This is a genomic window from Enterococcus villorum (assembly GCF_007990225.1).
GTDB classification, from domain to species: Bacteria; Bacillota; Bacilli; order Lactobacillales; family Enterococcaceae; genus Enterococcus_B; species Enterococcus_B villorum.
Map to the genome: position 1 here is coordinate 76,155 of NZ_BJWF01000006.1, position 11,616 is coordinate 87,770.

Genomic DNA, 11,616 nt, shown 5'->3' on the forward strand with positions numbered 1-11,616 from the left:
AGCGAAGAATTTGGATCATAAAGAGATGCGTCGAGTGATGCATGGAGCATTTATCTTGACGATTGCTTCTTTTATAGCAAAAGTATTGAGTGCGCTATATCGAATTCCGCTCCAAAACTTAGTTGGTGATGAAGGTTTTTATGTGTACCAACAAGTATACCCCATTTATGGGATCGCGATGACCTTAGCATTATCGGGCTTGCCACAATTCATTTCAAAATATGTGGCTGAAAGAAAAGACCCTGTGAAACGTAAAGAAGCACTTCAAATGCTTTATCCATTAGTCTTTTGGACGGGGTTGCTATTATGGCTGTTCGTTTTTTTATTCAGCCACTGGATTGCACTAATGATGGGCGACCAGCAACTGAAACCGTTAATACAAATTGTTTCCTTCACTTTCTTGCTTATGCCGGGACTATCTTTTTATCGAGGAAATTTTCAAGGAAGATTTTTGATGGAACCTACAGCTGTTTCCCAGGTTGTTGAGCAATTTGTGAGAGTTTCTATTATTGTATTTAGCGCTTTTGCCTTTCGCCTATTTGGTTGGTCGGTTTATCAAACCGGAACAGCAGCTATGAGTGGTGCAGTTATCGGGGGATTATGTGCATACGGTGTTTTGCGCTATTACGAACAAAAAATTCATGGTGGTACCTTAAGTTTTCGCCATTTTTCTATTCTAAAACGATCGTCTAAACGATTGATTCGTCGTTTTCTTATTGAGGGTGGTTTAGTATCAATTTATAGTGGATTATTGATTTTCTTTCAACTAATTGATTCGTTTTTTGTAAAAAACGCACTACAAGTTTATGGATTATCTGAACACAGCGCCAAAATCGCTAAAGGAGTCTATGATCGAGGACAGCCTTTAGTGCAGTTGGGTTTGGTGATTGCAACGGCATTAAGTGCTACGTTTTTACCCGCTTTAACTCGTTATTTGGTGAATGCTGTACAAAGTCAATTTTTAAAAACAGCAAAAATATACCTACGTTTAACAACGACATTAGCTTTAGCTGCTACAGTAGGACTAGCCATGCTCCTTCCGTATATCAACTATGCCCTGTTTAAAGATTATGCAGGCAATGCTGCATTAGTGCTATTTGTCTTTTCGATTGCATTAACAGCAGTAATTCAGACCTATCAGAGTATCGCTCAAAGCAAAAATTCTTTTCGTCCATCTTTAAAAGCAGCTGGATGGGGATTATTTGTTAAAGCTTTAGCCACTCCTTTACTGACAGGGTATCTTGGTACAGTAGGTGCTAGTGTATCTACGTTATTAGGATTGGCGGTTACCCTCGGCTATTTCGTTCATGCAGAAACAAGTGAAATCAATCAGTTTTGGAAAGAACGCAGCTTTGGTAAAAAACTAGCCCAATGTTTAGGCTGGATGATCCTATCGTTGTTTTTATATTATGGAGTATTAACGTTTCTTTTCGGTCCGGTGGCACATCGCTCGACTGCATTTTTTGCAAGTCTAGCAGGAGTAGGGATAGGCGTGTTCGTTTTTATCAATGCTGTCATTTGGACAAAGTTATTTACAATTAGAGAATGGCTGATGTTGCCTTTTGGGAAAAAAATCTTACGATGGAACAAACAAATTAAAAATAAAAAGTGAGGAATAATGATGCGATTAGATAAATTTCTTAAAATTTCACGAATTATCAAACGCCGTTCTGTAGCCAAAGAAGTGGCGGATAAAGGAAGAATTCAAGTCAATGGAAAACTAGCGAAGTCATCAACAGATGTAAAAGTTGGTGACCAACTAAAAATTCAATTTGGTAATAAAACGATGGAAGTAAAAATCAACGAATTGCATGAATCAACTAAAAAAGAAGATGCACAAAAAATGTATGAAATCATCTCTGAAACACGTAAGCAAATCACTGACGAAATAGATTAGACAAGCCTCAATGATATTGGTATAATGAAAACGACAATCAAAAAAAGATTGGAGCGAAGTGAAGTGACGAAAAAAAGCAACAAAATTGCTGCTTTAGATACAGAGTATGCAAAGAAAAAATATGTCGAATTTCAACAACAACAACGTCAATTGATTTTTCGTAGACGGCGATTAGCAGTTATTTTTATAGGCGCTTTGGTCATTTTCGCAATTTTAGGTTTTCAAATTTTTCGTGATATGCAAAGAATGAATCAATTAAATGAATTGAAAGTAGAAGCAAATACGGAATTGAGCCAAGTCAATGCTGATGTGAATCAGCTTACAGAAGAAGTGACAATGTTAAAAGATGATGACTACGTAGCTAAACTTGCGAGAAGCAAATACTTTTATTCAAAAGAGGGCGAGCAGGTTTATCCAGTATTAGAATCTAATACGGACGAAGCCAATCAGACAACTAGTTCAACAACTGCTAACTAGGCAGTATTATAAAAAGGTTAATAATTAGGAGGAACATTTTTTTTATGTCAATCGAGGTAGGAGCAAAACTGCAAGGAAAAGTATCAGGGATTACAAATTTTGGCGCATTTATTGATTTAGGAGCTGGAAAGACTGGACTAGTTCATATCAGCGAAGTATCAAATGGCTATATCAAAGATATTCATGATGTTTTAAGTGTAGGTGATGAAGTAACTGTTAAAGTTATTTCGGTCAACGATGATGGTAAAATTGGTTTATCTATTCGTCAGACACAAGAAAAACCAGCAGAATCAACAGAGTTAACTGACGACAAGCGTCCAAAAAAATATCAACCAAGAGATACTCGAGATAATCGAGGTCGTTCAACACAGAAAAAACCTTTTTCTCGCAGTCAATCTTCTAACAATCATAAAGAAGACTTCGATTCGCTAATGAGTTCATTTTTAAAGGATAGTGATGATCGATTGACTTCCTTGAAACGTAACACAGAAGGTAAACGTGGCGGACGCGGCGGACGTCGTAGCTAAAATCACAACTTAAGAGCAGGCAATTGTCGCAGACTTTTGTCCGCTCTTTTTTTCTTTTAAAGCTGAAAGAGTTCTCTTGATGGATGTAAGTAATAAAAAGGGGATGACCGGATGAACAAAGAGGGGGAAGTGACAAGAAAACTCAGACAGAAATTTTTCATAAAAGGGGAAACACAAGGATATCTGAGTGAAAATGCGAGCGTATTACTCGCTGTTTCTGGGGGCGTGGATTCCATGGTTCTTCTGGATTTAATGGTGGAGGCACAAAAAAAATGGAATTTCTTTTTAGAAGTAATCCATATTAATCATCAGTTAAGGGAAGAATCAGTTCAAGAAAAGGCTTATCTAAAGGAATATTGTCATCTTCATCAACTGCCTTTGATAATAGAAACATGGGAGAAACCAGCAAAAAAAGCAATAGAAACTGCAGCAAGGGAATTTCGTTATCAGATGTTTGATAAACATATGAAGTTAGCCAATCATCATTGTTTGATGACGGCGCATCATGGAGATGACCAAATGGAAACGGTTTTAATGAAAGTGTTACGTGGTGGTCAACTGGGTACGTATGCTGGTATCAAAGAAAACCAACCTTTTTCTAGCGGTCAATTGATTCGCCCCTTGTTAGAGTTTAGTAAAGAGCAGTTATATCAATATGCAGCAGAACAACAGCTGGTTTACTTTGAGGATCACACAAACCAAGCACTTGATATTCAAAGAAACCGTCTCAGGCACTTAGTGATTCCACAATTAAAAAAAGAAAACCCAAAAGCAATGTCTCACTTTCAACAATTTTCTCAACAAATACAGTGGGCGGATCAACTCATCAGCAGATACATGAAGCAAATTCTCGTAGCCAATGTTCATGAAGAAAAGAATGCGTTTCGTTTTTCTTGGAAGTTGTTAGAGACAATGCCCCGAGAAGAGTGCTATTATTTTTTGTATGCGCTATTTGAATATACGGTTGCAAAAACGAAAATTGTTATAAAAGAACAACAAATTCATTTGATTATGCAACAAATCTATCAACCAAAAGGGCAATGGCAAATTATGCTTGAAGGTGGATGGGTGTTACAACGCATTTATGAAGAGGTTTATTTAATTAAAAATAAGAACAAAAAGAAAAAACCAATGGAAGAAACTTATCCATTAAAACCGAACCAACGAATTGTTTTGAATGAAACTGAATGGATTGGATTATTCACACCAGAAAAAATCGAAAAAGCTAGAACTATAGACAACTGGTCTGAATTTTCTCATGAGCTTTGGTTATCTCCGCAACAAGAATTAGTTGTAGGAAAGCAACAAGCGGGTGAGCGTATTGCGTTAACTAAAAAACTAAATAAGAAAATAGCAAGATATTTTATTGATAATAAAATACCTACTGCACAAAGACAAAAAGCGTGGGTTGTCAGAGATGAAAATAAAAATATTTATAGTTTAGTCCCATTTACCTATTCCCATTTGAGTATTAGTGTAGAAACTGATAAAATACACTACATACTTCTTTATAAATATCACGAAGAAGCAATTGGAAGGAGAACCTGATGTTAGCAAAGGATATTGAGAAAGTTTTAATTACAAAAGAGGAAATACAAGTTCGTTGTGAAGAACTGGGCAAAGAATTAACAGAAACTTATAAGGATAATAATCCACTCGTTGTTGGTGTCTTAAAAGGCGCTGTCCCTTTCATGGCGGACATCATACGCTCGATTGACGCAAACTTAGAAATTGATTTTATGGATGTTTCAAGTTACGGTAATGCAACTGTTTCATCAGGAGAAGTAAAAATCGTTAAAGACTTGGATACAAATGTTGAAGGACGTGATTTACTGATCGTTGAAGACATTATTGATAGTGGAAGAACACTTGCTTACTTAGTGGATCTTTTTAAATATCGTAAAGCAAAATCAGTGAGAATCGTGACTTTGCTTGATAAGCCAGAAGGTCGAGTAGTAGATATCGAAGCGGACTACGTCGGATTTAACGTGCCAAATGAATTTGTCGTAGGCTATGGATTAGACTATGCTGAAGCATATCGTAACTTACCATATATCGGCGTCTTAAAACCAAGCGTTTATCAATCAAATTAATGCTGTATCTGCTATGAATTGTGTTACAATAGAATGGTCAGGATTGATAAAAAAATGCTAAATTAAAATAACGCATAGGGAGGGCAACTATGAACAAAAAGAACAATGGCATGATGAAAAATGCCTTGTATTATGTCCTCGTAATCTTAGCGATGGTAATGGTCGTCTATTTTATTTTTGGTAACAACGGCCAACGATCGTCAGATATCGAGTACACAAAATTTACAGAACAATTACAAGCAGGGAAGATCAAAGAATTTGAAGTCCAACCTGCAAATGGTGTATATAAAATCACTGGTGAATACAAAGAACAGCAAACAGTCGCAAATAGCGGTGGACTTGCTATCTTAGGTTCGACAGATACAAAAACAACCCATTTTACAACGATTATTCTGCCAAATGATACCACACTTAGCCAAGTAACTGATTTGGCCAAAGAACATAATGTAGCTACGACAGTCAAAGAAGAATCAAGTAGTGGTGTATGGGTATCCTTATTGTTAAGCTTCTTGCCGATCATTATCATCATTTTCTTCTTCTACATGATGATGGGACAACAAGGCGGTGGCGGCGGCGGTGGTGGCCGTGTCATGAACTTTGGAAAATCAAAAGCCAAAGAAGCAGACAAAAAAGCAAATCGTGTCCGTTTTTCAGATGTAGCTGGTGCGGAAGAGGAAAAACAAGAACTTGTGGAAGTAGTTGAATTCTTAAGAGATCCACGACGGTTCGTTGAACTGGGCGCACGCATACCAGCGGGAGTTCTTTTAGAAGGACCTCCAGGGACTGGTAAAACATTACTTGCAAAAGCTGTAGCAGGAGAAGCGGGTGTACCGTTTTACTCTATTTCAGGTTCTGACTTTGTGGAAATGTTTGTCGGTGTTGGGGCAAGTCGTGTTCGTGACTTGTTCGAAACAGCGAAGAAAAACGCACCTGCCATTATCTTTATTGATGAAATTGATGCTGTAGGTCGTCAACGTGGCGCAGGCATGGGTGGTGGTCATGATGAACGTGAACAAACGTTAAACCAACTACTTGTTGAAATGGATGGATTTGATGGAAACGAAGGAGTAATAGTCATCGCTGCGACAAACCGTTCTGATGTACTTGACCCTGCTCTTTTACGTCCAGGACGTTTTGACCGTCAAATTTTAGTAGGTCGCCCAGATGTTAAAGGTCGTGAAGCGATCTTACGCGTGCATGCTCGAAATAAACCGATGGCAGACGATGTTGATTTGAAAGTTGTTGCACAACAAACACCAGGTTTTGCTGGTGCAGATTTAGAAAATGTTTTAAACGAAGCAGCGCTAGTTGCTGCTCGTCGTAATAAAAAGAAAATCGATGCTTCTGATATTGATGAAGCAGAAGATCGTGTAATCGCTGGTCCAGCTAAGAAAGATCGTGTGATCAGTAAAAAAGAACGCGAAATGGTGGCTTATCACGAAGCTGGTCACACCATTGTTGGTTTAGTCTTAAGTCGTGCACGTGTCGTTCATAAAGTAACGATCATCCCACGCGGACGTGCTGGCGGTTATATGATCGCTCTGCCAAAAGAAGATCAATTTTTGATGACAAAAGAAGATATGTTTGAACAAATCGTTGGATTACTTGGTGGACGTACAGCTGAAGAAATCATCTTCAATGTACAATCTACAGGGGCTTCAAATGACTTTGAACAAGCAACGGCATTAGCACGAAGCATGGTTACGGAATATGGAATGAGTGATCGCTTAGGACCAGTTCAATATGAAGGAAATCATCAAGTGTTTGTTGGACGCGACTACGGTCAAACAAAATCATACTCTGAACAAGTCGCTTTTGAGATTGATCAAGAAGTTCGTAAGATTTTGATGGAAGCACATCAAAAAGCGCACGAAATCATCGAAGCGCATCGTGAACAACATAAATTAATCGCTGAAAAACTGTTAGAGTTTGAAACATTAGATGCTAAAGCAATCAAATCTTTATTTGAAAAAGGTGTCATGCCAGAAGGTTCAGAATCAGCTAATTATCCAAGCGAAAAAGAAGCGCAAACTTTTGAAGAAGCAAAACGTGCTTTGGAAGAAAAAGACGCAGAAAAACAAGCGGAAGAAAAGAAAGATTTTGAACAAGAGAAAAAAGAATTAAATGAAGAAGATCATCATTCTACTTCTTCAGAAGATGATTCAAAAGATCAATAGAAGAAGACAAGAACCATGACAAAAGTCGTGGTTCTTTTTTATACGTTTATTGTCTATTTTATTATCAAAACAATAAATAAACGAAAAGATAAAATTCATAAGTTGAAAATTATCAGCGTAACTAGTATGATTCACTATGAGTTCAAAAACGGGAAATGAGGTACATAAATGGAAGATTATTTAATTAAAGCTCTAGCTTACGATGGGTTTGTACGCGCATACGCTGTTCAGGCAACAAACACTGTCGCAGAAGCTCAAGAACGACATGATACTTGGCACACGTCCTCTGCTGCGTTAGGTCGTACATTAGTGGGGGGGCTTTTATTGGGCGCAACCTTAAAAGGAGAAGATAAGTTAACCGTCCGAATCCAAGGGAATGGGCCAGCAAATGGGATTGTCGTGGATGCCAACGGAAAAGGGGAGGTCAAAGGGTATATCCAAAATCCACATCTAAGCCTGCCTTTAAATGAGGTTGGAAAAATTGATGTTCGTGGTGCTGTGGGAACGCAAGGAATGTTTAGCGTGACCAAAGATTTGGGCCTAAAGGAACCATTCTCTGGACAAACACCAATTGTTTCTGGTGAAATTGCCGAAGATTTTACTTATTATCTAGCGATCTCCGAACAAATTCCTTCTGCTGTTGGATTAAGTGTTTTGGTTAATACAGATGATAGCATCAAAACAGCTGGTGGTTTTATGATTCAGATTATGCCGGGTGCAGATGAAGAAACGATCAGTAAAATTGAAGAACAGTTAAAAACAACGCCAAGAATTTCTACGTTATTAGATGAAGGCTTAACGCCTGAAGAAATTTTAGAAGGATTACTTGATACGAACGAGTTAAATATTCTAGAAAAAATGTCTGTGCAATTTAAATGTGATTGTTCAAAAGAAAAATTTGGTGAAGCGATTATTGCGTTAGGGGCAAAAGAGATTCAAGCAATGATTGATGAAGATCATGGTGCAGAAGCTGTCTGTTCTTTTTGCAATAGTAAATATGAATATAGCGAAGAAGATTTGTACAAGCTAAAAGCGGAAGCACTAGGAGGAAGTTAAGTGGAACATACATGGAAAATTGGTCAGGTGGAGATCCCCAATCGAGTAGTCGTTGCACCGATGGCAGGAATTACTAATGCTGCTTTTCGCGTAACTGTTAAAGAATTTGGTGCTGGATTAGTCGTTTGTGAAATGATCAGTGACCAAGGCATTCATTTTCGAAACAAAAAAACGTTAGAGATGCTTCATATAGAAGAAACTGAACACCCATTAAGTTTACAAATTTTTGGTGGGAACAAAGATACTCTCGTTGAGGCAGCACAGTTTGTTCAAGAAAATACCGCAGCTGATATTATTGATATCAATATGGGGTGTCCAGTGAATAAGGTCATTAAAGCAGAAGCAGGTGCCAAATGGTTATTAGATCCTGATAAAGTCTATGAAATGGTTCAAGCAGTTTCTTCAGCAGTAGATATCCCAGTAACCGTAAAAATGAGAATTGGTTGGGATGAACAACATATTTTTGCTGTACAAAATGCATTGGCCGCTGAAGCTGCAGGTGCCAGTGCCATTGCTATGCATGGTCGTACGAGAGTGCAAATGTATGAAGGCCAAGCGAACTGGGAAGTATTAAAAGAAGTGAAAAGTCATCTTAAAATTCCGTTTATGGGGAATGGGGATGTAAAAACACCTGAAGATGCAAAAAGAATGTTAGAATACGTTGGCGCAGATGGGGTCATGATTGGACGAGCTGCTTTAGGGAACCCTTGGATGATCCATCGGACACAGCATTATCTTGAAACTGGAGAACTGATACCAGAACCTACGCCAAGAGAAAAAATAGCTACAGCCAAACTTCATTTAAATCGCTTAGTTGATCTAAAAGGCGAGGGGATTGCTTGCCGAGAATTTCGAACGCATGCTGCGTATTATTTAAAGGGAGTTTCTCGGGCAGCAAAAGTAAAAGTTGCCATTAATCAAGCAGAAAAACAAGCAGAAATCAATAAGCTGTTGGATCAGTTTTTAGAGAAAACAGAAAAAATATCTGTAAAATGATACAGTGAGATTCTAAATTTTTTGTGAGTTTTCAAGTCGAACTTTAAGTTCGGCTTGCTTTTTTTGTGTTTCATTGGCATTATAGGAAAGAGAATAACATGAGAATGGAGGAACTTTTGTGACACAGGAACAACAACATCAAGTAGAAGATTTAAATGATCAAATGCTTGTTCGTCGTCAAAAAATGGAACAATTAAGAGAAAATGGGATCGATCCTTTTGGTAAGCGATTTGAGCGTACGCACAATTCAGAAGAGTTGCATAAATTATTTGATCCAAGAACAAAAGAAGAATTAGCAGAAATGGGATTAACTGCGAGTATTGCAGGGCGTATGGTTACACGTCGAGGAAAAGGAAAAGCAGGTTTTGCTCATTTACAAGATCGTGAAGGACAAATCCAAATTTATGTACGCAAAGACCAAGTAGGAGATGAAGCCTATGAGGTGTTTAAACATGCTGATTTAGGGGACTTCTTTGGCGTAACAGGTGAAATTATGAAAACTGATACTGGAGAAGTTTCAGTCAAAGCATCAGAAATCACAATTTTATCAAAAGCTTTACGTCCGTTACCAGATAAATACCACGGATTAACAAATATTGAACAACGTTACCGTCAACGTTACCTTGATTTGATCAGTAACCGTGAAAGTTTCGACCGTTTTATGAAACGTAGCCAAATTATTAGTGAAATTCGTCGTTACTTAGATGGAAACGGGTATATTGAAGTAGAAACACCTGTCCTACACAATGAAGCAGGTGGCGCTGCTGCCCGTCCATTTATTACGCATCATAATGCACTTGATATTGATCTATATTTACGTATTGCATTAGAACTTCACTTAAAACGTCTAGTTGTCGGGGGAATGGAAAAAGTTTACGAAATTGGACGCGTTTTTCGTAATGAAGGTATCGACACAACTCATAATCCAGAGTTTACGATGTTAGAAGCTTATACAGCGTACACTGATTTCCAAGACGTTATGAATCTAACAGAAGGAATTATTCGTAACGCTGCCCAGAAAGTGCTTGGAACAGCGAAAATCACTTATGATGGACAAGCGGTTGATTTAGAAAGTGATTTTAAACGAATTCATATGGTTGATGCGATTAAAGAACAAACTGGTGTAGATTTCTGGAAAGAAATGACATTAGAAGAAGCTTTAGCAATTGCTAATGAACACAACGTAGAGGTAACAGAAGCGATGGGTGTCGGACACGTAGTCAATGAATTTTTTGAAACATTTGTAGAAGAAACTTTGACACAACCTACTTTTGTTTACGGACATCCAGTAGAAGTATCTCCACTAGCGAAAAAGAACCCAGAAGATCCTCGTTTCACAGATCGTTTTGAATTATTTATCGTTGGTAGAGAATTTGCAAATGCCTTTACGGAATTAAATGACCCTATTGATCAAAGAGAACGGTTTGAAGCACAAGAAAAAGAACGTGAGTTAGGAAATGACGAAGCTCATGGTGTGGATGAAGATTTCTTAGAAGCTTTAGAATATGGTATGCCACCAACTGGCGGATTAGGTATCGGGATTGACCGTTTAGTTATGTTACTAACAGATGCGCAATCGATCCGAGATGTTTTGTTATTCCCAACAATGCGCTAATCCATTCATTAATTGCCGAAAAATGGCAACGACAGAAGTATTTTACTCTGCGCAATTAAAAGATAGTCTTCTAAAATAGCTTTTCATATTTTTGGATTTTTGAGCATAAATTTCGCAGAAGCAATACTTTGATTGAAATTTATACATTTTAGAGCGTGAGGAGAAAGTATTCTTTACTTTTTTCTCATGCTCTTTACTTTTTCATCATCCTTAATAGAGTTAGAACATTTCAACGTGAAGTGAAAAAAATTATCGTTTAAATACATTTATGGCATTCTATGTTTTTAGGAGGGACTTTGTCCCAAAAGATGTTACCTAAAAAGTGGTTGACCATCATAAAAATGATCAATTTTGAGTATGTTAGAATGTCAAGATAACGATAGTCCACTAGTGTTTGAATATAAATGATAAATTGATGACGAATGATTGTATTTTTATAAATAGAAATGACTAACAATGATGCGTAAAATACGAATGATTATTTTAAGAATAGAGAGATTGATCGTTGATTGAAAAAAACTTGGAAAAATACGAAAAATTCGTTGACCGATAAAGTTTTAGTTGGTATATTATTATTTGTTCAAAAGTTATGAATCATAATTTCTGAACAAATTAAATAATAACTTTAAAAAGTTCTTGACGTGTGAGAGATCACATGATAAGATAACGAAGTCGTTAAAAAAGAACCGATGAAGAAGCTTGGTTTCATCAAGAAAAACTTCAAAAAAGTTCTTGACAAATAACAAACGATAAGTTATGGTAAATGAGTTGCTGAAAC

General features: G+C 37.3%; 10 protein-coding genes. All 10 read left to right on the forward strand.

What is annotated here, in order from left to right; translation table 11 throughout:
* Positions 1-10: 10 nt before the first annotated feature.
* The 10 genes from EVI01_RS04315 (at position 11) to lysS (ending at position 10,838) form a co-directional block, all read left to right on the forward strand.
* Positions 11-1,612: a putative polysaccharide biosynthesis protein gene (locus tag EVI01_RS04315; RefSeq protein ID WP_010750183.1), complete on the forward strand. Its 1,602-nt coding sequence runs from the start codon at positions 11-13 to the stop codon at positions 1,610-1,612.
* A gap of 9 nt (positions 1,613-1,621) precedes the next feature.
* Positions 1,622-1,897, forward strand: coding sequence for an RNA-binding S4 domain-containing protein (locus EVI01_RS04320; RefSeq protein ID WP_010750184.1), 276 nt, complete (start codon positions 1,622-1,624; stop codon positions 1,895-1,897).
* A gap of 63 nt (positions 1,898-1,960) precedes the next feature.
* Positions 1,961-2,374 (forward strand): FtsB family cell division protein, encoded by a 414-nt coding sequence (locus EVI01_RS04325; RefSeq protein WP_010750185.1) that lies wholly within the window; start codon positions 1,961-1,963, stop codon positions 2,372-2,374.
* Between the two features lie 44 nt (positions 2,375-2,418).
* Positions 2,419-2,901, forward strand: coding sequence for a S1 domain-containing RNA-binding protein (locus EVI01_RS04330; RefSeq protein ID WP_010750186.1), 483 nt, complete (start codon positions 2,419-2,421; stop codon positions 2,899-2,901).
* Positions 2,902-3,012: 111 nt separating this feature from the next.
* Positions 3,013-4,449, forward strand: a complete 1,437-nt coding sequence (gene tilS, locus EVI01_RS04335; protein ID WP_010750187.1) for a tRNA lysidine(34) synthetase TilS — start codon at positions 3,013-3,015, stop codon at positions 4,447-4,449.
* Positions 4,449-4,994: a hypoxanthine phosphoribosyltransferase gene (gene hpt, locus EVI01_RS04340; protein ID WP_010750188.1), complete on the forward strand. Its 546-nt coding sequence runs from the start codon at positions 4,449-4,451 to the stop codon at positions 4,992-4,994. The genes tilS and hpt overlap by 1 nt, the downstream gene beginning before the upstream one ends.
* Positions 4,995-5,083: 89 nt before the next feature.
* Complete coding sequence (ftsH, locus tag EVI01_RS04345; protein WP_010750189.1) at positions 5,084-7,171, forward strand: ATP-dependent zinc metalloprotease FtsH; 2,088 nt, start codon at positions 5,084-5,086, stop codon at positions 7,169-7,171.
* 168 nt (positions 7,172-7,339) lie between these two features.
* A complete protein-coding gene (gene hslO / locus EVI01_RS04350) occupies positions 7,340-8,227 on the forward strand; it encodes an Hsp33 family molecular chaperone HslO (protein ID WP_010750190.1) in 888 nt (295 codons plus the stop codon).
* Positions 8,228-9,223, forward strand: a complete 996-nt coding sequence (gene dusB, locus EVI01_RS04355) for a tRNA dihydrouridine synthase DusB (protein WP_010750191.1) — start codon at positions 8,228-8,230, stop codon at positions 9,221-9,223.
* A 118-nt stretch (positions 9,224-9,341) separates the two neighbouring features.
* Entirely contained in the window at positions 9,342-10,838 is a 1,497-nt protein-coding gene (gene lysS, locus EVI01_RS04360) for a lysine--tRNA ligase (protein ID WP_010750192.1), read from the forward strand.
* Positions 10,839-11,616 lie beyond the last annotated feature (778 nt).